At 70.7% G+C, this 20,510-nt stretch carries 19 protein-coding genes; 5 read left to right on the plus strand and 14 right to left on the minus strand.

Going from position 1 to position 20,510, the window contains the following annotated elements; translation table 11 throughout:
- Positions 1-67 precede the first annotated feature (67 nt).
- Both Hrr1229_RS15095 and Hrr1229_RS15100 read right to left on the minus strand, forming a co-directional pair.
- Entirely contained in the window at positions 68-1,450 is a 1,383-nt protein-coding gene (locus Hrr1229_RS15095) for a sugar porter family MFS transporter (protein WP_217920717.1), read from the minus strand.
- 363 nt (positions 1,451-1,813) lie between these two features.
- Complete coding sequence (locus Hrr1229_RS15100; RefSeq protein WP_123112126.1) at positions 1,814-2,536, minus strand: metal-dependent hydrolase; 723 nt, start codon at positions 2,534-2,536, stop codon at positions 1,814-1,816.
- 121 nt (positions 2,537-2,657) lie between these two features.
- Here Hrr1229_RS15100 and Hrr1229_RS15105 point away from each other — a divergent pair, with 121 nt between their 5' ends.
- From Hrr1229_RS15105 to Hrr1229_RS15125, 5 genes are all read left to right on the plus strand, one after another.
- The gene (locus Hrr1229_RS15105; RefSeq protein ID WP_123112125.1) at positions 2,658-3,671 is read left to right on the plus strand and encodes a zinc ribbon domain-containing protein; all 1,014 of its coding nucleotides are present in this window, start codon (positions 2,658-2,660) and stop codon (positions 3,669-3,671) included.
- Positions 3,672-3,725: 54 nt separating this feature from the next.
- Positions 3,726-4,469 (plus strand): fumarylacetoacetate hydrolase family protein, encoded by a 744-nt coding sequence (locus tag Hrr1229_RS15110; protein WP_123112124.1) that lies wholly within the window; start codon positions 3,726-3,728, stop codon positions 4,467-4,469.
- Positions 4,470-4,610: 141 nt separating this feature from the next.
- The gene (gene hisC, locus Hrr1229_RS15115; protein WP_123112123.1) at positions 4,611-5,705 is read left to right on the plus strand and encodes a histidinol-phosphate transaminase; all 1,095 of its coding nucleotides are present in this window, start codon (positions 4,611-4,613) and stop codon (positions 5,703-5,705) included.
- Positions 5,702-6,322, plus strand: coding sequence for an adenylate kinase family protein (locus Hrr1229_RS15120; RefSeq protein ID WP_255212526.1), 621 nt, complete (start codon positions 5,702-5,704; stop codon positions 6,320-6,322). The genes hisC and Hrr1229_RS15120 overlap by 4 nt, the downstream gene beginning before the upstream one ends.
- A gap of 26 nt (positions 6,323-6,348) precedes the next feature.
- The gene (locus Hrr1229_RS15125) at positions 6,349-6,951 is read left to right on the plus strand and encodes a CDP-alcohol phosphatidyltransferase family protein (RefSeq protein WP_123112122.1); all 603 of its coding nucleotides are present in this window, start codon (positions 6,349-6,351) and stop codon (positions 6,949-6,951) included.
- 373 nt (positions 6,952-7,324) lie between these two features.
- On the opposite strand, the gene Hrr1229_RS15130 is transcribed toward Hrr1229_RS15125, so the two are convergent.
- From Hrr1229_RS15130 to Hrr1229_RS15185, 12 genes are all read right to left on the minus strand, one after another.
- Positions 7,325-8,662, minus strand: a complete 1,338-nt coding sequence (locus tag Hrr1229_RS15130) for a P-loop NTPase (protein ID WP_123112121.1) — start codon at positions 8,660-8,662, stop codon at positions 7,325-7,327.
- A 35-nt stretch (positions 8,663-8,697) separates the two neighbouring features.
- Complete coding sequence (locus Hrr1229_RS15135; protein ID WP_123112120.1) at positions 8,698-9,534, minus strand: HEAT repeat domain-containing protein; 837 nt, start codon at positions 9,532-9,534, stop codon at positions 8,698-8,700.
- On the minus strand, positions 9,531-10,457 hold the full coding sequence (locus Hrr1229_RS15140; protein WP_176329421.1) for a phosphate ABC transporter permease: 927 nt from the start codon (positions 10,455-10,457) through the stop codon (positions 9,531-9,533). The genes Hrr1229_RS15135 and Hrr1229_RS15140 overlap by 4 nt, the downstream gene beginning before the upstream one ends.
- Positions 10,454-11,248, minus strand: coding sequence for a molecular chaperone TorD family protein (locus Hrr1229_RS15145; protein ID WP_123112119.1), 795 nt, complete (start codon positions 11,246-11,248; stop codon positions 10,454-10,456). The genes Hrr1229_RS15140 and Hrr1229_RS15145 overlap by 4 nt, the downstream gene beginning before the upstream one ends.
- The gene (locus tag Hrr1229_RS15150; RefSeq protein ID WP_123112118.1) at positions 11,245-12,114 is read right to left on the minus strand and encodes an ethylbenzene dehydrogenase-related protein; all 870 of its coding nucleotides are present in this window, start codon (positions 12,112-12,114) and stop codon (positions 11,245-11,247) included. The genes Hrr1229_RS15145 and Hrr1229_RS15150 overlap by 4 nt, the downstream gene beginning before the upstream one ends.
- Positions 12,104-13,204 (minus strand): 4Fe-4S dicluster domain-containing protein, encoded by a 1,101-nt coding sequence (locus Hrr1229_RS15155; RefSeq protein WP_123112117.1) that lies wholly within the window; start codon positions 13,202-13,204, stop codon positions 12,104-12,106. Before Hrr1229_RS15155 ends, Hrr1229_RS15150 begins: the two co-directional genes overlap by 11 nt.
- A complete protein-coding gene (locus Hrr1229_RS15160; protein WP_123112116.1) occupies positions 13,201-16,215 on the minus strand; it encodes a molybdopterin-dependent oxidoreductase in 3,015 nt (1,004 codons plus the stop codon). The genes Hrr1229_RS15155 and Hrr1229_RS15160 overlap by 4 nt, the downstream gene beginning before the upstream one ends.
- On the minus strand, positions 16,212-16,409 hold the full coding sequence (locus Hrr1229_RS15165; RefSeq protein ID WP_123112115.1) for a hypothetical protein: 198 nt from the start codon (positions 16,407-16,409) through the stop codon (positions 16,212-16,214). Before Hrr1229_RS15165 ends, Hrr1229_RS15160 begins: the two co-directional genes overlap by 4 nt.
- Positions 16,402-17,910 (minus strand): cytochrome bc complex cytochrome b subunit, encoded by a 1,509-nt coding sequence (locus Hrr1229_RS15170; protein WP_123112114.1) that lies wholly within the window; start codon positions 17,908-17,910, stop codon positions 16,402-16,404. The genes Hrr1229_RS15165 and Hrr1229_RS15170 overlap by 8 nt, the downstream gene beginning before the upstream one ends.
- Positions 17,910-18,695 (minus strand): Rieske (2Fe-2S) protein, encoded by a 786-nt coding sequence (locus Hrr1229_RS15175; protein WP_123112113.1) that lies wholly within the window; start codon positions 18,693-18,695, stop codon positions 17,910-17,912. The genes Hrr1229_RS15170 and Hrr1229_RS15175 overlap by 1 nt, the downstream gene beginning before the upstream one ends.
- A complete protein-coding gene (locus Hrr1229_RS15180; protein WP_123112112.1) occupies positions 18,695-19,330 on the minus strand; it encodes a hypothetical protein in 636 nt (211 codons plus the stop codon). The genes Hrr1229_RS15175 and Hrr1229_RS15180 overlap by 1 nt, the downstream gene beginning before the upstream one ends.
- A 212-nt stretch (positions 19,331-19,542) precedes the next feature.
- A complete protein-coding gene (locus Hrr1229_RS15185) occupies positions 19,543-20,277 on the minus strand; it encodes a helix-turn-helix domain-containing protein (RefSeq protein WP_123112111.1) in 735 nt (244 codons plus the stop codon).
- Positions 20,278-20,510 lie beyond the last annotated feature (233 nt).

The following is a 20,510-nucleotide window of genomic DNA, read 5'->3' on the forward strand; positions in this document are numbered from 1 at the left end:
CGGAACGTCGTGGGGGCGTCGAACGGCGGCGCGCGTTCGCCGCCGGCGCCCCGGGCCGTCGTCTCCGTCAGTCGTCCGCGCGAACGTCCGCCGCCGACCCGGTCGCGCTGCGGAGGTCCGCCTCGATGGCCTCCAGCGTCCGCCCCTTCGTCTCGGGGACGGTGCGGTAGGTGAAAAGCAGGGCGACGACGCTGCACGCGCCGAACAGCCAGAACGTCCCCGGCGTGCCGATCCCGTCGAGCAACACGGGGAACGACAGCGCCACGGCGAGGTTCGCGAGCCAGTTGGCGACGGTCACGAGCCCCATCGCGCTCCCGCGGACCGCGAGCGGGTAGATCTCGGAGATGAGCAGCCAGAACACCGGGCCGAGTCCGATCGCGAAGAACGCGACGAACGAGACGAGCGTGAGCGTCGCCAGCCAGCCGACTCCCCCGGTCGGGTCGGCGAACTGGAAGACGAGGCCGGAGGCGGCGAGCGACCCGATCATCCCTCCGGTCCCGACGAGCAGGAGGGGGCGCCGACCGACGCGGTCGACGAGCAGGATCGCGACGACCGTCATCGCGACGTTGACCGAGCCGATGAACACCGACGCGAGGATCGACTGCGAGCTCCCGAACGCGGTCGACTCCAGGATCGTCGGGGCGTAGTACATCACCGCGTTGATGCCGGTGATCTGTTGGAACACCGCGAGCCCGAGCCCCACGATCAGCGCCGGACGCATCCACGGACTGAGGAGGTCACGGACCCCGTTCCCGGACTGCGCCTCAACGGTCGCCTCGATCTCCGAGAGCTCCGACTCGATGTCGCCCTCCCGCGTGCGGCGGAGGACCGCGCGGGCCTCGTCGGTGCGGCCCCGCTCGTAGAGCCACCGGGGGCTCTCGGGCATCCGGGACATGCCGACGGCGAGCACGACGGCGGGGACCATTCCCGCGCCGAGCATGATCCGCCACGAGCCGGAGCCGGAGAAGGCGTAGTTGACGAAGTACGACGCGAGGATCCCCACGGTGACCATCAGCTGGTTCAGCGAGGTGAGGCCGCCGCGGACGGAGGGCGGCGCGATCTCGGAGATGTACAGCGGGCCGACGATCGACGCGAACCCGATGGCGATCCCGTCGATCATCCGCCCGGCGACGAGCACCTCGACGGTCGGCGCGACCGCCATGAGGAACGATCCGAGGAAGAACACGCCGGCCGACAGGAGGATGAACCGCTTGCGGCCGATGCGGTCGGAGATCTGACCCCCGACGGCAGCGCCGGCGGCCGCGCCGACCATCGCGCCGCTGACGACGATCCCCTCCACCAAGGGGGTCAGCTCGAAGGTGGTGTCGATAAAGAGGATGGCTCCGGAGATGATCCCCGTGTCGAACCCGAACAGGAGTCCGTTGAGCGCTGCGAGCGCGGAGACGATGTACACGAATCGGCCCCCCTCTCCGCGGATCACAGCCCGCATATCAGCGGTTGACATGGCGTACCAATCCGACCGTAACTGTCTTTTATTTAGAAGACTTCTGATTTATTATTAATTTAAATCTATGAAGGAATATTGTGTCCTTGGATGTCGACGGAATCTACAGATATTTGTATAATATTTATTCGGGTTTGAATAGTATTCTACGGAGCCGCGCATATGTCGGCGCGTCGGCGTCCGCAAAACGGAGCCGCGCCGCTCTCCGGTCTCGCCATGGCGAAAAAACAGTTCCACCGCGTGTCAACGGCCCCACCGCGTGTCAACGCGCTGTCGGCCCGCGAACCCACCGCATGTCGACCCGCGACCCGCGGCGTCGAAGCGTTCGGTGGCCGGCGTCGGCGTCGACTACTCCAGCGTGTACGTCTCGTCGCCGTCGAGGACGACGGGTTCGGCCGCGGCGCCTGCGGCCTTCACCTCGTTGACGAACTCCCGCGTCTCGATCTCGATCGGCGGGAACGAGTCGTAATGCATCGGGAACACCACGTCCGCGCCCACCCAGTCGGCGGCGATGCCGGCGCCGGCGGGGCCCATCGTGAAGTGGTCGCCGGCGGGGAGCGCGGCGGCGTCGGGCTCGAGGTACGGCGCGATCACGTCGACCATCTCCGACATGAGCCCGGTGTCGCCCGCGTGGTAGAACGTCGTGCAGTCGGGGTCGGACTCCTGGGTCGGCTTCTTATCGCCGACGACGAAGCCCGCGGGCATCCCGGCGGAGTAGTCGGGGTCGTTCTCGATCCCGTTCGAGTGGTCCGCGCGGACCATCGTCACCCACGCGTCGCCGCACTCCACGGTGCCGCCGATGTTCATGCCGCCGGCGGCGACCGAGTGCTCGAGGCCGAACTCCTCCTGGACGTAGGCGGTCAGCTCCGGCGTGGCGACCACGGTCGCGTCGGGGAACGCCGCGGCGTGAGCGATGTGGTCGCCGTGGCCGTGGGTCAACAGGAGGTAGTCCGGATCCAGGTCCTCCGGGTCGACGTCGGTCTTCGGGTTGTCGAAGAACGGATCGATCAGCAGTTCCGTGTCGTCGACGACGACGTGCCACGTCGAGTGGCCGTGCCAGGTGAGTTCCATGGTACGACCGGATCGTCTCAGCGCGCGGTAATAAAAGTCGACTCCGCGGAAGCCCTCTCGCGGTATCCCGGGCGTCGACGGGGAAGAGGAGTTAATAACTCCCCGACCGAACTCGACGGCGATGCCCTCCGAGCGGCCCGAGAGCCCTCCCCCGACCGACGCGTGTCGCGAGTGCGGCCGGCCCATCCCGCCCGACGCCAACTTCTGTCCCGGCTGCGGGGCCGAGCTACGCGACGCGGCCGACGCCGCGTACTGCGCCGAGTGCGGCGGCCCCCTCGCTCCCGAGGACGAGTTCTGTGCCGCCTGCGGAGCGGCGCGTCCGGAGTCGGCGGGGCGCTCCGTCCGACGAGGCGACGCGGCGGCGGACGCCGAGGCGCACCGCGCGTTCCGGCGTCGGGTCCGGGACCACCTCGACGAGGGCTGGGAGCTCACCGAGGACCGCGGCGACCGGGTCGTGCTCGTCGAGAGAGGCGTCGGGTCGGTCCCCATGCACGTCCTCCTGCTCCTGACCACCGGCGGCGTTGGTAACTTGCTGTACGGCTGGTACCACTACTCGGAGCTGGCCGAGACGCGCCGGCTGGGCGTCTCCGACGGTCCCCTCCCGGACGGCGAACTGTCCGAGCCGAGGGAGGACGACGGGGCCCTCGTGACGCTCTCCGGGTACCTCCTCGGCGGGGTGCTCTCCCTGATCGGCCTCGGCATCGCCGCGGTCGCCGCGGAGCAGGGTGCGCCGCTCGGCGCGGCGTTCGGCCTCGCGTTCGCCGTCATCGGGGTCGCCCTGACGCCGCCCGCGGAACGACGGCTGAACCGGCGACACGGCCTCTCGCGGTTCGGCCGGATCCGGACCGTCGACCACCGGGTCGTCCGGGCGACGGAACGCACCGAGTCCCCCTGCGTCGTCTGCGGCGAGTCGTTCGAGCGCGGGGTCGTCCGGCGCCGGCGCGACGAGACGGTCGCCGTCGGCGTCCCGGTCCGGACCCACGCGATGGAGCGCAACCACTACTGCGCCGACTGCGCCCGCGAGGAGCTGTTCGGCGGGGCCGACGAGAGGAACTCCGCCGGAGTCGGACCCGAGTCCGCCGACCGAAAGCCGGCGACCGAGAACCCACACACGACCGAGCGGGAGCGCGAGTGACGCGGCCGGCGCCGTCCGGCAACCCTTTTTAAGACCCCGCCCGATCGCTCGCACATGCACCACGCACGGTTCCGCGACCCGGCGGGTTCGGTCCGCGAAGGCACGTACGACCCCGAGAGCGACACCGTCGCCTTCGGCGGCGACGAGTACGCCCTCGACGACCCCGCGATCGACGTGCTCCCGCCGACGGATCCCTCGAAGATCGTCTGTATCGGGCGCAACTACGCCGACCACGCGGCCGAGCTCGGCAACGACGTGCCGGACCGGCCGCTCCTCTTCTTGAAGCCGCCGAACGCGCTGGCGAGCCACGGCGACACGGTCACCGTCCCCGCGGGGAAAGACCGGATCGACTGGGAGGCGGAGCTGGCGGTCGTGATCGGCGAGCAGTGCAAGGCGGTCGACGCCGAGGACGCGATGGACGTCGTCGCGGGCTTCACCTGCATGAACGACGTCTCGAACCGCGACGACCAGAACCGCGAGCAGAACTGGGTGCGCGGGAAGGCGTTCGACAACGCCGCGCCGCTCGGTCCCGTGATGGCGACGCCCGAGGAGGTCCCCGCGGACGCGAGCGTCGAGCTCCGGGTGAACGGCGAGACGAAGCAGTCGAGCGACCGCGGGCACCTCATCTTCGACGTGCCGACCCTGATCGAGGAGATCACGACGTACCTCACGCTGGAGGCCGGCGACGTGATCGCGACCGGGACCCCCGAGGGCGTCGGCGCGCTCGCCGACGGCGACACCGTCGAGGTGGAGGTCGAGGGCGTCGGCACCCTCGAACACGACGTGCGCGTCCCCTGAGTCGGGACCGGAACTCCCGCCTTCCGGTGCTCCCTGCGGGCCGGTCGCACACCGGGTTTCCGGTGAACCGACGGCGCGGGCCCGCCGTCACCGCCGCGCGGTTCGGCCACCCTTAAGACCGCCCGTCCCGGACGAACGGGCATGGAACCACGCGATCTCTCGGACCACTCCGAGTACGTCCCGGGCCGGGGCGTCGAGGAGGTCGCCCGCGACCGCGGGATCGACCCCGACGACCTGATCAAGCTCTCTTCGAACGAGAACCCGCACGGCCCCAGCCCGGCGGCCGTCGAGGCGATTCGCGAGCACGCCGACCGCGTCCACCAGTACCCGAAGTCCTCGCACACGGACCTCACCGCGAAGATCGCCGAGAAGTGGGGCGTGGCGACCGATCAGGTGTGGGTCTCGCCCGGTGCCGACGGCTCGATCGACTACCTCGCTCGGGCCGCGTTAGAGCCCGGCGACGAGGTCCTGGTGCCGACGCCGGGGTTCGCCTACTACGGGATGTCGGCGCGGTACCACCACGGCGAGGTGACGGAGTACGACCTCTCCCCGGCCGACGGCTTCGCGCAGGACGCGGAGACGGTCCTCTCCGCCTACGGCGGCGAGCGGATCGTCTACGTCACCTCCCCGCACAACCCCTCGGGCTCGACGATGCCCCTCGACGAGATCGAGGCGATCGCGGACGCGACCGCCGACGAGACCCTCGTCGTCGTCGACGAGGCGTACGGCGAGTTCGCCGCGGTCGACAGCGCGATCCCGCTGGTCGACGAGCGCGACGACGTGGCGGTGCTCCGGACGTTCTCGAAGGCGTACGGGCTCGCGGGGCTCCGGATCGGCTACAGCGTCGTCCCGGAGGCGTGGGGCGGGGCGTACGCCCGGGTGAACACCCCGTTCGCGGCGAACGAGCTGGCGTGCCGGGCCGCGCTCGCCGCCCTCGACGACGAGGACCACGTCGCCGAGTCGATCGAGACGGCGCGCTGGGCGCGCGAGTACATCGCGACCGAACTCGACGCGCCAACCGTCGAGTCGGCCGGGAACTTCGTGCTCGCCGAGGTCGGCGACGCGGAGCGGGTCGCCGACGCGGCGCAGGAGCGCGGCGTGATCATCCGCGACTGCACCTCCTTCGGGCTCCCGAACCACGTCCGGATCTCGACCGGGACCCGCGCGGAGACGCGCGAGGCGGTCGAGCGGCTCAACGAGACGCTGGCCGACCTCGGGCTCGGTGTCCGGGCGTGAGCGGGGAGTCGCCGACCGAGGACGGAGACGCCGACGCCCACCGAGACCCCGACGCCCACCGAGACCCCGACGCCCACCGAGACCCCGACGCCGATCCGGACCCCAGCCCGACCCGCGTCGCCGTCACCGGCACCCCCGGGACCGGAAAGTCGACCGCGACGGACCTGCTCGCCGACGAGTACGACGTTATCCACCTCAACGAACTTATAAAGGAAAACGACGCCCTCTGGACCGAGCGCGACGCCGACCGCGACACGCTCGTCGCCGACCTCGACGCGGTCCGCGAGCGACTCAGCGACTGGGCCGGGGTGCTCGACTCGCACCTCGCGCACCGGTTCGACGTCGACCGCGTGGTCGTCCTCCGGTGTCACCCCGAGACGATCGAGGCGCGGCTCCGCGCACGCGGTGAGTCGGACGCCACGGCTTCCGAAAATGCGGAGAGCGAGGCGCTCGACGTGATCCTCTCGGAGGCCGTCGAGGAGCACGGTGTCGAGAACGTCTACGAGATCGACACCACCGACCGCGATCCCCAAGCCGTGGCCGACGCGATCCGCGCCGCGATCGAGGGCGAGCGCGAGCCGAGCGCCGGCACCGTCGACTTCATCGATTATATATGAACCGGCCGCGACGGTAGAAGCGATAGATGACTCTCGACCGGTACCGGTCGGTGGCGGACCGCCTGCTCGGACCGTGGGTGCGCGCCGCCGCCCGGCTCGGGCTCTCGCCGGACCAGGTGAGCGTCCTCGCGTTCGGCGTCGCGGTCGCGGCCGCGGGCGCGTTCGCGGTCGGCGACCCACTGTTCTACGCGGTCGGCGCCGTGTGCGTCCTCCTCAACGGCTGGCTCGACCTCGTCGACGGCGCCTTGGCGCGGCACCTGGAGGTCTCCTCGGACGGCGGCGACCTCCTCGACCACGTCCTCGACCGGTACGCCGACATCGCGATCATCGCCGGCTTCACGGTCGGGGTCGAGGCGTACGCCCTCGGCTTCCTCGCGGTCACCGGCGTCCTGATGACCTCGTACATGGGCACGCAGATCCAGGCGGTCGGCATCGGCCGCGAGTACGGCGGGCTGCTCGGGCGGGCCGACCGACTCGCGCTGATGGGTCTCGTCGGCCTCGTCGCGGCGGTCTACTCGGCGCCGATCGTCGCCGGACTCAACGTCGTCGGGCTCCTGCTCGCGCTGTTCGCCGCCGTGGGGCATCTCACCGCGGTCCAGCGGTTCCTGGGCGCGTGGAGCGATTTATAAACGGGCCGACGTACTGAGTGCGAATCCCGGAGCGACCGTGTGTTTGTTTATAAGTCAGAGCGCGGTGTTGCCATCGGCTATTTATCAGTGGTCGACGACTCTGCGGTGACGACCACCAAAGCCCCACCCGCCTCGCACCGCAACCGCAGCCTCACGCCTCCCCAGCCTCGGCGGACGGGCCGGCGCGGGCCGGAGCCGCGCCGGCCCGCCGCCTCCCTCGCACGCGCTCCTCGCGGCCGTTTATAAACGGCCGCTCGGAGGCGCGCGCCACCGCATCAACTCTTTATAAATGATCGCCGCCGTACCCGTGCCGATCGAAACCGGAAGAGAACGTCTCACCGACGGAACCGTCCGACGGTAACGAGAAGGGCGATTACGGCCGCGTCGCCTTCGCGAACCACGTCTCCGGGTTCTGTCGCTTGACGCGGAAGCTCGGGAGTTCTTCGGCGTCGACCAGGTCGAGCAGGAACCCTCGGACGGGCGCCGGGTCGCGGTCGCTCACGATGAGGCACTCCTCGCCGGCGTCGAGCTCGCGGAACCGCGCCTCGACGCGCTCCTTACGCGTCTCCGGGTCGAGCCCCCGCAGATCGACGGCGTCCTCGGGCGGGTCGACCGTCCAGACCTCGTCGTACCGCTCGTCGACCGCGGCGGCGAGGTCGGTCGCGTACTCGGGGAGTGCGTCGGCGTTCGGCGCCGGCGTCGACTGCATCTCCGGATCGAAGGGGAGGTCCGCGAGCACCGGCAGATCGAGCGCCTCGATCGGGTCGTCGCCGCCGAACAGGTCGTGCGGGGTCCCGCACTCCTCGCAGACGAACTCCCCCATGTTCGAGACGACGCCGAGCACGGGCACATCGTTCTCTTCGAACAGCTCCAGCGCCCGCGCGGTGTCGGAGACGGCGGCGTGGAACGGCGTCGTGACGAGGACGACGCCGTCGACCGGCACCTCTTGGAGGGTGGTCAACGCCACGTCGCCCGTCCCCGGCGGCATGTCGACGACGACGGTGTCCGGGTCGCTCCAGGCGGCGGTCTCGAACAGGTCCGAGAGCGCGTCGTGCGCCATCGCGCCCCGCCACGCGAGCGGGCCGTCGTCCGAGAGCAGCCCGACGCTCATCACCTCCAACCCGCCGACGTCGACCGGGACGGGATTCCCGTCGTCGTCGCTGTAGACGGGGCCGCTCGCGCCGACGACCTCCGGGACGTTGGGGCCGTAGATGTCGGCGTCGAACAGGCCGACTGAGGGGGCGTCGCCGTCCTCGCCGTCGGTCTCCTCGCCGCCACTCCCGGCCGCGAGCGCGCACGCCAGCGTCGTCGCGACCGTCGTCTTCCCGACGCCGCCCTTCGTGCTCGCGACCGCGATCACCCGGCCCGCGGTTCCCATCCCCGACGCGCGGCCGTCGAGGTCCGGGCTCGGATCGACCTGCTCGATCCGCGCGTTCGACACCCCCGGCGCGTCGGAGGCGGCCCGGACCATGGCGGCCGACACTCGCTCGGCCGCGTCACGGGGGAACTCGCGCAGGTCCGCGGTGACCGTCGCGGCGCCGTCGTCGACCGCGACGTCCTCGACGACGCCCGCCTCGAACACGCTCACGCCGGCGTCCGGGTCGCGGACCTTCCGGAGCTCGGCCTCCACGGCGTCGGCTGGCGACTCGTGATCGGTCGGTTCGTCGGCGGCGTCTGCGTCGTCGGGCGTGTCAACGGTGGGATCTGTCATGGTGGTGTGGTCGGCGTCGGCGTTTCGAAGTCGCTTCACAGGTCCGGTCTCCGGTTGAGCGTGCTCTCGCCGGGCAGGTCGGCGCTGTCGTTCTCGGTGCCGCCGCTGAACTGCCGCCGGAACTTCCCGGGGTCGGCGTCGATGGCGCGGGCGGCGGTGCTCCGCACGACCTTCGGCTCCGTCTCGTCGGCCGCGACCGCTTCGAGGCGTTCGAGCGCGCGCTCGTCGTCGACGCCGGCGAGCAGGTGGACGGCCCACTCCCGCAGCCGCTCGCTGTCCGCGTGCGACAGCTCGAGCAGGACCGGGCGCAGCGCCTCGCCGCGGCTTTTGAACAGCGAGACCATCGCGTTTCTGACGACCGCGTGGTGGTCGTCGTCCAGCGCCGCCTCGATTGTCGCCGCGTACTCGCCGCGGTCGATCCGGTCGAGCGCGACGACGGCCTCGGCGCGGACCCACGGGTCGGAGTCGTCACACGCCGCGACCGCGGCCTCGCCCGCCCGCTGGCCGCCGAGCTCGCCGAGCGCCTCGACGGCGAACTGGCGCACGTCGGCGTCGGCGTCGGCGAGGCCGTGTTCGATCAGCGCGTCGACGGCGGCCTCGCTCGGTCGCCCATCGCCCAGCGCCAGCGCCGCCCGCCGGCGCTCGACCGGGTCGCCGTCGACGAGGTCCTCGATCTTCGCGGCCGCGTCGGTCCCGCGGAGCGGGGCCGTGTCCGTCGCCTGCAGCTCTCGCGGGCTCGCGTCGCCGATCGTCACGTCGCGGCTCACCTCGATGTCCTCGAGCCCGTCCGGCTCCTCGCCGAACCCCGGGCTCTCCTCGGGGTGGACGCGGGGGTCAGTCGGCCCGTCCGTCGCCTCCTCCGGGTCCCTCATCGGGCGCTCACCCCGTTCTCGGTCGTCGGACCAGGCGAGTCCGGCCCGCCCGGTTCGCCGAGGAGCTCCTCGGCGCCCAGGGTCGCGAACGCGGCGCCGAGACAGACGGCGGTCGCGGCTCCCGGCGTCGCGGGGACCCCCGCGAGAACCAGGAGGACCGCGCCGATCGCGAGCCACGCGTCGCCCTCGCGGAGCCCGGCGACGGCGGCGGCGACCCCGCCGAACGCCGCGGTCGCGGCGAGCAGGTGCGGGCTCCCGACGACCGCGAACCCGACGAGCAGCGCGCTCCCGGTGACGTACGGCGCGGCGGCGCTCGCGAGAACGACCCCCGCAAACGCGGTCGCGCCCGCGACGAGCGCGACGGGGTCGCCCTCGGCCCGCACGACGAGCAGCGTCACTCCCCCGAGGAAGGCGACGGACCCGGCCGATCGGACGGCGGGGCCGGCGATCCCGGCCGTCGCGGCGAGCGAGAGTCCGGCGGCGAGCGCGAACGCCAGCGCGAGGACGGCGCGCCGGAGCTCGAAGTAGGTCGACGGCGGTCCCAGCGCGCGGGCGAACGCGACCGCGGCGCCGCCCGGGATCGCGACGGCCGCGGCGACGGTCGCCGCGTCGGACGCCGTCGCGAGCACGCCGAACACCCCGGCGAACAGGAGCCCGACGCGGACCGCGGAACGGTCCGCCGAGAGCGCGACAACGGCGAGCGCGACGCCGCTCGCGAGCGCCGCGACCGTCCCGGTGACCGGTACCAACCCCGACGCGAACCCGGCCGGTTCGAACGGCGCGTTGTACAGCACGCGGACCGCGGTCGCGACGCCGACGCCGACGGCGGCGAGCAGGCCGATCGACCCCACGCGACCGCCGAGGCGACCGATCGGTGCCGACGGCGTCGTCCGCCCGTTCGCCCATTCGGTCGGTGAGCTCACGACCGCTCACCCCCGTCCGAACCGTCGGTGACCGCGTGTTCGCGGTCGCCCCCCGCACCGGCGTCGAGACGCTCCGCGAGGTCGTCGACGTCGGCGGCGACGAAGGCGTCGAGGAAGCGCGCGAGGCGACCGTAGACGCTCGTGCCGGGCTCCTCGTCCAGGGCCGTCCGAAGCCCCGACGCGAGGACGGAGAGGTGGCGGTCGTGGAAGTCCAGTCGGGCGCGGTCGAGGTTCGCGGGCTCCGCGTCTCCCGACGCGTCGTCGCCCGCGGCGGCCAGGCGACAGAGATACCCCGCGAACTCGAGCTCCAGGCGGACGTGGTCGTGGTGGCGGCGCTCGTCGCCGCCGACCTCGCAGCCGAAGTGCTCGTACGCCCGAGCGAGGTCGAGGTTCACGTCGTTCCACGACACGTCGGAGCGGTACGTCGACTCGTACAGGGAGGCCGGCGGTCCCTGGTTCTCGACCGTTCCGTCCGTCCCGTCGATCACCTCGGAGTAGCCGATGACGAACAGGTCGTTGTACCGGGCCGCGAGCGTCTCGCGGTCGTCCGCCACGGTCAGGTCGGGCGGGTCAACGTCGAGGCCGGTCCGGTCGACGAGCGTCGCCATCGACTCGTCGAGCGAGCCGTCCGCGAACCGCTCGTGGATGCCGCCGCTCGGCTCGGCGAAGGCCGCCGCCGCCAGCGCGTAGACGCTTCCGCGCGCCGCGGCCTCCTCGTCGATCGCGTCGCGCCGAAGCCCCTCGTCGAACCCGGGACCGTCACGTTCGGCGATCGGTTCCGACACGGTCACTCACCCCTCGTCCGGCGGATCCCCTCGACGGTCACGAGCGTGGTGAACACGACGGCGACCCCGGCGAGCGCCCACAGCACCGTCTCGTAGGGGGCCCCGCCTTCGGCCGGCCCGAGCGAGAGGTAGTACCACTCGCTCGCGGCCTTCTGCCCGGAGCGCTCGTCGTTACCCCCCTCCCAGACCGCGAACGCGGCGTTCACGTCTTGGTCCGGGTCGACGTCGGTCACGTTCGCGCGGTCGGACGAGAGCGGCCGGGTGAACACGACGGCCCACCGGTCGCCGGTGTGCGTCGCGGTCGTCTCCACCGCCGACTCCGAAATCTGCGTCGTGCTCCCGGCGCCGCCGGCGAGCAGTGACTCCGTCCCGTCGGCGGCGTTCCAGTACCAGACGTTCACCCGGTTGTCGGTCGATCCCATCGCGATCGGCGGCCGCGACTCCGAGGCGACGGGGAGCTGGACCGCGGCGGCGTCGGCGAACGCGCGGAGCGAGTCCGTCGACTCGTTCGCCGTGGGGTCGCTCCACGACAGCCGGAGGTAGAGCCGCTCGTCGGTCCGCGCGGCCTCGACGCGGACAGACTCGACGGTGGTGTCGGCGCCGCCCGGCACCGCCGCGCCGGTGCTGCTCATCGGGACGGTCACCGTCTCGACGGACTCCCACGCGTCCCCGGTCGGCTCCGCGAGGTCGCCGGCGCTCGACTGTCCCTCGACCGGGATCTCGTAGGCCGCGCGCGCGTCGACGGCCGCGGGGAAGGCGGCGGTCGCGGCCACGACGGCGAGCGCGAGCGCGGCCGCGACGACGAGCTCCCGCGAGCCGATTCCGCGGTCGTCGACCTCGTCGTCGCCGGGCCGATCGGCGTCACGCTCCATCGTCGAACACCTCCAGCCGGTACTGGTCGTCGTTGTTCACGGTCGAGAGGATCTCCATGAGCTCGCTCTCCTCGCCCTGTCTGACCCGGTCGCGCTCGCGGTTGATCGTGTTGAGCGCCTCGTTCACCTGCGGGCCGAACAGCTCCTCCAGGTAGTTGCGCGGGATGCGCTCCGCGTCCACCGTCTCGCCGCTCTCCGACGTCTGCGGCGGCGCGAACGGCGGGATGTAGTAGACGTTCGGCTCCGTGCGGTACTCGGGGTGGAGCCGCAGGGCGACCTCGTACTCGTTCACGAGCTTGTAGATCGGCCCATCCTCGTCGTCGAGGAAGCCGACGTGCCGGAGCTGCGGCGGGCAGTCCTCGGCACAGGATGGGGGCCGCACCTCGCCCTCCGGTCCCTCCCCCTCGATCCGGGGGTAACAGAAGATGCACTTCTCGCTGGTCTTCGTCTGCGCGTTGTAGAACACCTTCTTGTACGGACACCCCTCGACGCAGTACCGGTAGCCGCGGCAGCGGTCCTGGTCGACGAGGACGATCCCGTCCTCCTCGCGCTTGTAGATCGCGGAGCGCGGGCACGCCTCCACGCAGGAGGGGTGGGTGCAGTGGTTGCAGATCCGGGGGAGATAAAAGTAGTAGGAGTTGGGGTACTCGCCGGCGCCCTCGTCCTCGTCCCAGTTCGGCCCCCAGTCCGCGTTCTCCATGGGACGGAGCGGCTCGTCGCTCCCCTCGTACATGATCGCCTCGTGGTTGAACTCCCACGCGCGGCCGTAGTCCTCCTGCTCCGGGAGCTGGCCGGGCGTCCGGGACTGTCCGTCCTCGTCCCAGCCGCCGCCCATCTCTTCCCAGTCGCGGGGGTAGCCGGCGCCGGGCTTCGTCTCGACGTTGTTCCAGTACATGTACTCGCGTCCCCCGGACTCGGTCCAGTTGGTCTTACACGCGATCGTACACGTCTGGCAGCCGATGCACTTGTTCAGGTCCATCACCATCGCGACCTGATGGTCCACGCCCTCCGCGAGGGGAACGTCGCCGTCGTCGGTCTGCCGGGCGGCGTCGTCGGCCTGACGGACCGTGTCGTCGGTGGTTTTGCTCATGGGCCGTCACCTCCGAGCAGGTCCGAGACGCGACCCAACGCGCCGCGCGACGTCGACCCCGAATCGGTCGACTCCGACCCCGAACCGGACGACTCAGACCCCGTCGCCGACGCCCCGAGCGGGCCGGCGTCGAGCGACGCCGGCTCCTCCCCGACCGGCTCGACCTCGATCCGGACGTCGCTGTTCACCCCGGTCGGGCCCCAGTAGTTCGGGAAAAAGTGGAGGTGCTCGCCCGTGTCCTCGGGATACTGGACGAGCTGGGTCGGCTTCATGTACATCGGCACGAGCGAGTTGAAGTTGTTGCGGTCGGGGTACTGGAACCGCTCCCAGCTGAAGAAGTGCCGGACGGTGCCGGGCTCCCCGCTCGGGTAGATCTTCGCCTGCACCTCGACCGAGTCGAGGTCGTTGTACACCCGCACGGTGTCGCCGTCCTCGATCCCGCGTTCCTCGGCGTCCTCGGGGTTGAGGTAGACGGTCGGCTCGCCGCGCTGCAGCCGGAGCATCTTGCTGTCGTCGCGCCACGTCGAGTGGATCGACCAGCGGCTGTGCGGCGTGTTGTAGCTCAGCGGGTACTCCGACTTCTCCTGGAGCACCGGCCCGTCTTTGTGCGTGGGGAGCTGCTCGTCGAGCTCTAAGAACCAGTCGTGGTCGATGTAATACTGCTGGCGTCCGGTGAACGTCGGCCACGGGTTCTTGTCCTGCACGTAGTCTTTCCACGGCGAGTACGCCTGGCCCTCCTCGATGTCCGACGACCAGTGGTCGCCCGTCTCGAGGAGGCGACGCGGCTGCGCTTCGATGTCGTCGAACGTGAGCTGCTCGTCGGCGCCCTCCGGGTTCGACTCCTCGGAGTTCTCGAGAATGAACTCCGCGGCCGCCTTGTCCTCGGCCAGCGCGCCGGGCTCGTTGTCGATCCAATCGCGCGTGTAGTCGTCGTGAACGGACTGGAGGTCGATCTCGCGGTCGAACTTCCGGTCCGACACCGGCTCCGTGCCGCGCTGCTCGGCGAGCTCCTGGATCTTCGCGGCGAGCTCGCGGAAGATCTGCCAGTCCGTCTTCGACTCGCCCAGCGGCTCGACCGCCGGCGTGAACGGGTGGACGTACGTGTGCATGTCCGTCACCGACAGGTCGTGCTTCTCGTAGTGGCTCGCCGTCGGAAGGACGATATCGCTGTTGAGCGCCGTCGAGTCCATCCGGAAGTTGATGTCGACGACCAGGTCGAGCTTCGGCCACAGCTCCTCCTCGACGGCGATGTTCCCCTTGGCCTGGTTGAAGTAGTTCCCGCGCCAGACGAACATGAGTCTGGGGTCCGGACGGCTGCCGTCGTCGCGCTCGCTCGGGTACAGCGGCATCCACCCCTTATCGATCGACTCCCGGATTTTCGCGGCCGTCTCCGGGTCCGTGTTCTCCATGATCCCGGCGTGGTAGTACGTCCACAGCGTCGTCGGGACGCCGCGAACGCTTCCGGTCGGGAAGGAGAGCTGCTTCCAGCCGTTGAACGTCCATATCTTCTCCTGACCCACGTAGTGGTCGAGGCCGGTCCCCTGTCGGCCGAGGTTCCCGGTGAGCGTGACGAGCAGCTGGATCGCGCGGTTCCCGAGGTCGTTGTGGTACCAGTCGTTGACCCCCTTCCCGTGGATGATCTTCGCGCGGTCGACCTCGGCGAACTCGCGGGCGATCTTCTGGTGTGTCTGCCTCCCGACGCCGGTGATCTCGTTGACCACCTCGGGAGTGTACTCCGACAGCTCGTCGCGGAGGTTCAGCCAGACGGTGCGGGTCTCGACCGCGCCGTCGGTCGTCTGAACCGTGCGCTCGGCGTCGAGGTCGGGGTCGAAGTCGAGCTCGATGCTCAGTGAGTGGTCGTGCTGTCCGTCCCGCTCGCCGAGCGAGCCCGGCGCCGTCCGGAGGGTGCCGTCGGCGTCCTGCATGACGAACACCTTCTCCGGGCGGTCGGCGTCGACGCTCAGCCCGGACACCTCGCTCGCGCGGAGGAACTTCCCGGTGTCCTCGCGGACGAGCAGCGGCATGTCCGTCTGCTCTTTTAAATGCGCCTCGTCGTACAGCCCCTCGTCGACGATGGTGCGGGCCATCCCGAGCGCGAGCGCGGTGTCGCTGCCGGGCTCCGGGCCGATCCACTCGTCGCAGTGGATCGCCGTCTGGCTGTAGTCGGTGAAGATCCCGACGCGCTTGGCGCCGTCGTACCCCGCCTCGAGGAAGTACTTCGCGTCCGGGATCCGGGTGACGTTGATGTTCGAGCCCCACGCGATGATGTAGTCGGCGTTGTACCAGTCCGCGCTCTCGGCGTTCTCGGTCTGGGTCCCCCACGTGATCGGCTGGCCCGGCGGGAGGTCGGAGTACCAGTCGTAGAAGGAGTGGCTGACGCCGCCGAGCAGGTTGACGAGGCGGCTCCCCGAGGCGAACGAGACGGGGCTCATCGCCGGGATCGGCGTGAAGCCGCTGATCGCGTCGTACTCCCCGTCCTCGACGGCGTCGATGACCTCCTCGGCGATCTCGGTGAGCGCCTCGTCCCAGGAGATCCGCTCCCACTTACCCTCTCCCCGCTCGCCGGTCCGGCGGAGCGGGTGCGTGACGCGCTGGTCGGCGTTCACGTAGTCGGTGAAGCACGCCCCCTTCTGACAGCCGCGCGGGTTCGGGTCGGGAAGCGACTCGTCGAAGCGGGGGTAGTCGCCGGCCTGCTCCTCGCGCCACACCTGCCCGTTCCGCGTGTACACCTGCCACGAGCAGCTGCCCGTGCAGTTGACGCTGTGCGTCGAACGGGCCTTGCCGTCCCAGTCCCACTCCTCGCGGTAGAGGTCCTCCCAGTCGCGGTACGGGTAGTTACCGATCGGGTCGTCGACCACATCCAGTGTGTTCATCTCGGTGAGATCCTGCGCGGATCCCAGCCCGGTGGCGCCGACGGCGGCCGCCGCTCCGACTCCCTTCAGGAAGTCGCGGCGCGCGGTGCCGGCCTCGTCGCGTGTCGATTCGCCCGTCGTGTCTGTCGTGTCAGTCATTGTTTGTCGATGAGAACGGTCGCGAGGCCGAGCGCGACGCCGAGCGCCGCGAACGCGACGCCCGCGAGCGTGCCGCCGCCCGCGTCGAGTCCGGCGGCGATCAGCCCCACGCCGGCCAGTTTCGTCGCTCGATCCGCCCAGCGGTACCGACGCGGCGACAGCTCCGCCAGCCGAGTTCCGCTCGACTCAGTCATCGTCCGACCCCCCCGTTCGCGTCGGCGAGTCGTCGCGGCTCGGTTCCGGCGGTCCCTCGTCGTCCCCCGAGGGCGGGCCCCCCTCCGAGTCGTCCCCGAAGCCGCCGAGGACGGCGTAGGTGAGGGTGCCGGCCGCGGCGGGAACGAGCACGATCGCGGCGATCAGGTAGGGACGGAGCGCGGCCGTCGACGTGCCGAGGATCTCGGCGAGGATCACGTCCATGCCGGCGATAGACGCGATCATGACGAGCGTGACGCCGACGATGCCGACCGCGGTCGGGAACGGTCGGTCGAGGTAGTTCCGCGTGAAGTGCTCCGGCTCCTCCGCGCGGTCGATGAACGGCCAGACCGCCACGGCGACGAACACCAGACTCGGGAGGAGCAGCCCGCCCACGAACTCCGAACTGACGTGGATCCCGAGCACGTCGAAGCTCATCCACGAGGGGGTGAGCTTCAGGAACCCGTACCCCCACATCAGGAACCAGTCCGGCATGACGAGCGACGGCGTCGACGCCGGGTCGTTCGGTCCGTATTGAGCGATGTTGTGAACGGGGAGCAGCCCGGCGAGCAGCGAGAGCACGGCCATCGTGAGGAAGAACACGACCGCGCTCACCGCGGCCTGATTCGGGAACGCCGGCAGCCCGATCACGACGCTGTCGTCGTCGCGGTCGATGAGACGGGCGCCCCCGTCGGTCGTTTCGGGCCCTCCGCTCCCGCTCGGCGCTTCCCCGGTCGCGTGCGGGGTGCCGTCCCCCGCTCCCGGGGCGGCCACGTCCCCGTCGCGCTGCGCCTCGGTGTGCTTCTGTCGGACGAGGATCGCCATGTGGACGGCGATGAGCCCTCCGATCGCGGCCGGGATGAGGAAGACGTGCAGGAAGAACAGCCGCGGGATCGTCGCGCTCGTCGGGAACTGACCGCCGAAGACGATGCTCGCGAGCGGGTCGCCGACGATCGGGATCGAGGCGGCGACGTTGTAGCCGATGCCGACCGCCGTGCTCGCGAACTCGTCGTACGGGAGCGAGTAGCCGGTGTAGGCCGCGAACATCGCCAGCCCGGCGAGGCCGGTCCCGACGAGCCAGTTCGGCTCGCGCGGGTTCCGGTACGCGCCGGTGAAGAAGACGCGGAGCATGTGCAAGGCGATCGAAGCGACGAACAGATGTGCCGCCCAGTGATGCATGCGCCGCAGGAACATCCCGAACGGCACGTCGTAGGTGATGTAGAGGACGCTCGTGAACGCCGCCGGCAGCTCCTGCCCCTGGTACTGCACGACGCTCCCGCTGTACTCGACGGCGGTCGTGCTCGGTTCGTAGAAGAACGCGAGGAACGTTCCAGTCGCGACGAGGATCCCGAAACAGAACAGCGCGACCTCGCCGAGGAGGAAGGAGTCCTCCGCGGGGAACGCCTTCCCGAGGAAGTCGCTCCCCTCCCCCAGACCCAGGCGCGAGTCGGCCCAGTCGTACGCGGACTCGGCCCGATCGACCGCCGCGTCGATCCGGGACATCACTCCCCCCCGGGGCCGACCGGCCCCTGGAAGTCCCCGGTCGCGACGAGGTAGCCGTCGCCCGAGAGCGTGATCGGGAGCTGCGGCAGCGCTCGCGGCGGCGGCCCCCCGACGACCTGCGCGCCCGTCACCGGGTCGAACCGCCCGGAGTGGCACGGACAGACGAGCACGTCGCCGTCGCGGTCGGCGACCATGCAGCCGGCGTGGGTGCACACTTTCGAGAACGCGGCGTACCCGCCGACGGTGTACTCGTCGCGCACCTGGTCGCCATACGCCGACTCCTCGAAGCGCACGAGCAGCGTCGGGGCGTCCTCTACCCCCGGGCGCGGCTCCGGGAATACCGTGAGCTGTTCGCCGGGGGCGATGCGGTCCTCCGCGATCCGCTCGCCCGCCTCGTCGACGAGGGGGATCCCCGCCTCGTACACCGGGCCCTGATACTTGCGCTCGAACACCCGCGTGAGCCCCGCGACGGGCGCGGCGAGGCTTCCGACCGCCGTGATCCCGCCGACCGTCGCGAGGACCTTCGCGTAGTCGCGGCGCTTGAGTTCGGCGCGCGCGTCCTTCCAGAACGGCCGGAAGATACTCGGGTCGACGGCGGGCCCGCCGTCGTTCTCCGGGCAGGCGTCGCACAGTTCTCCCTCGGCGTCGGACGCGTCGGAAGCGTCGGCGTCGGACGCGTCGACATCGGTACGCCCGCCGGGCGCCTCGCGCTCGCGAGGGCCGGCGCTCGGCGGGGCGTCGATTCCGTCTCCCGTCGGTCGTGTGTCGGGTGCGTCGTCTCCCATCAGTGGTCCCTCCGTTCGGCGACTTCGACGTGGGGCATGAACCAGGCGTAGTACGACACCGTCGAGCCCAGCAGCGACATGAACAGCCCGAAGGCGTACACGCCGAAGTACTGGGTGCGCGCCAGGGTGAGGTACTCGGCCGTCAGCAGCGCCGAGAAGACGATAGCGAGGACGGTGAGCCCCCCCATCGCGACGAGCCCCTCGATGGCGTCGCTCGCGTCGTGGTACTGGACGACCCACCGGTCCTCCGTCTCGAACCAGGGGAACGTCGCCCGGTTCGTCCCGTCCGGCGGCGGTCCGTCGAGCCCGCCGTCGGCCGCGGCCGGGTCGTCCGCGCCGCCGGTATCGCTCGGACCCCCGCCGCTCGCGTCGGGGCGGGCGGCTCGGTTCATGAAGCGGTGGAAAAAGGCCATGGCCCCCAACAGCCCCAGCAGGGCGACCCAGACGATCACCCCGACCTGACTCGGTGAGAGCTTGTTCGGCGCGTCGACGAACCCCTCCAGCGGCTGCATCTCGCTCACGCTCTGGTCGATCCTGACCTCCTCCGAGGGCGGCTCGCCGTGGAGGCCGACGTACCACGTCGGCAGCAGCACGGCGAGCACGATGAGGAGGATCGCGATCGTTCGTCTGTCCATAGGTGTGTGTAGTGTCTTGTGTCGTTGAGCCGGCTCGGCGGTACGCACGCGGCCCCGCGGCGCCGGCCCGCCGTCCGCCGCGGCGATCGCTCGTGGGCTCTCGATGCCTCGCGGGCGTCCGGTGGACGGTTAATTACGGTACACAGAGACGTGACATACTGTATCCTAGGATCGGAAACGAACAACTAGCTACTCCCGAACTATTCGGCGATTTAAATACCCTCGCCGAACAGCTGGGACAGCACGGTGGCCGTCACGAGCCGGAGGTGTTCCGAGACGGTCGATTTGGCTACCCCGAGCTCGGCGGCGATCTCGTCGGCCGTGGCGCCGTCCGGACCGAAGTACCCCTCCTCGACCGCGACGGCGGCGACGGTCGCCTGTCGCTCCGTCACGTCGGAGAGGTCGACCGGGACCACGTCCGGCCGACCGTCGTTCGTGTCCCGATCCACGAGGATCCGGCGGACCTCCGCGCCGCCGAACGCGTCGACGATCGCCTGCAGCTCCCCGTACCCGGTCAACACGAAGGTGGCGAGCAGCTCCCCCTCGTCGATCAGCGTCTCGCGCGGCGACACCGGGAAGCCGGAGAACGCCGACGGGAGCCCGGCACAGGCGCAGGCGGTGCAGCCGCCGTCCGAGGGTGTCGACGTCGCGTCGGGGTCGGAGGGGTCGTGGTCCCCGCGCTCGCCGTCACCCTCGTCGCCGCCGTCGCGGGGTTCGCGATCGGCGCCCCCGCGCCCGAGTTCGTACCGGCCGTGAGCCCGCCCGGCGAACTCCAGCAGGTCCAGCTCACTCGGCGCGTCGGCGGGGCTGTCGTCCGCGACGAAGTCGACGCGCGCGTCGTCTGGGTCGACCCGGACCGCCCGCAGGGTCGTCCGCTCGGACAGCGCCGTTACGGGACAGCGATCGCAGGTTGCGGCCGCCACTTGGACCTGGATCGTGTCGGTCACGGTGGTCGCGCCTACGACGAGGGGTCTCAAAAAGGTTGGAGTCCGTTCACAGACTCGGAACGCGTCGGATATCGCCCGCAGACGGAATATCGGACCCCCCGCGGAACCCGACGTGTGAGCCGAGCGCGTTATCAACGTGTGACCCGAGCGCGTTATCAACGTGTGACCCGAGCGCGCCGTCCGAGACCACGTCCGCGCTCGCTCCGCTTCCGGGGCTCGTCGCGCACCGCGAA

Source organism: Halorubrum sp. CBA1229 (assembly GCF_003721435.2).
Classification (GTDB): Archaea; Halobacteriota; Halobacteria; order Halobacteriales; family Haloferacaceae; genus Halorubrum.

Bases quoted from the DNA above. Each gene is read 5' to 3' on its own strand.
- Hrr1229_RS15095 (WP_217920717.1), bottom strand. From the start codon at position 1,450: ATGCGGGCTGTGATCCGCGGAGAGGGGGGCCGATTCGTGTACATCGTC.
- Hrr1229_RS15100 (WP_123112126.1), bottom strand. From the start codon at position 2,536: ATGGAACTCACCTGGCACGGCCACTCGACGTGGCACGTCGTCGTCGAC.
- Hrr1229_RS15105 (WP_123112125.1), top strand. From the start codon at position 2,658: ATGCCCTCCGAGCGGCCCGAGAGCCCTCCCCCGACCGACGCGTGTCGC.
- Hrr1229_RS15110 (WP_123112124.1), top strand. From the start codon at position 3,726: ATGCACCACGCACGGTTCCGCGACCCGGCGGGTTCGGTCCGCGAAGGC.
- hisC (WP_123112123.1), top strand. From the start codon at position 4,611: ATGGAACCACGCGATCTCTCGGACCACTCCGAGTACGTCCCGGGCCGG.
- Hrr1229_RS15125 (WP_123112122.1), top strand. From the start codon at position 6,349: ATGACTCTCGACCGGTACCGGTCGGTGGCGGACCGCCTGCTCGGACCG.
- Hrr1229_RS15130 (WP_123112121.1), bottom strand. From the start codon at position 8,662: ATGACAGATCCCACCGTTGACACGCCCGACGACGCAGACGCCGCCGAC.
- Hrr1229_RS15135 (WP_123112120.1), bottom strand. From the start codon at position 9,534: ATGAGGGACCCGGAGGAGGCGACGGACGGGCCGACTGACCCCCGCGTC.
- Hrr1229_RS15150 (WP_123112118.1), bottom strand. From the start codon at position 12,114: ATGGAGCGTGACGCCGATCGGCCCGGCGACGACGAGGTCGACGACCGC.
- Hrr1229_RS15155 (WP_123112117.1), bottom strand. From the start codon at position 13,204: ATGAGCAAAACCACCGACGACACGGTCCGTCAGGCCGACGACGCCGCC.
- Hrr1229_RS15160 (WP_123112116.1), bottom strand. From the start codon at position 16,215: ATGACTGACACGACAGACACGACGGGCGAATCGACACGCGACGAGGCC.
- Hrr1229_RS15165 (WP_123112115.1), bottom strand. From the start codon at position 16,409: ATGACTGAGTCGAGCGGAACTCGGCTGGCGGAGCTGTCGCCGCGTCGG.
- Hrr1229_RS15170 (WP_123112114.1), bottom strand. From the start codon at position 17,910: ATGTCCCGGATCGACGCGGCGGTCGATCGGGCCGAGTCCGCGTACGAC.
- Hrr1229_RS15175 (WP_123112113.1), bottom strand. From the start codon at position 18,695: ATGGGAGACGACGCACCCGACACACGACCGACGGGAGACGGAATCGAC.
- Hrr1229_RS15180 (WP_123112112.1), bottom strand. From the start codon at position 19,330: ATGGACAGACGAACGATCGCGATCCTCCTCATCGTGCTCGCCGTGCTG.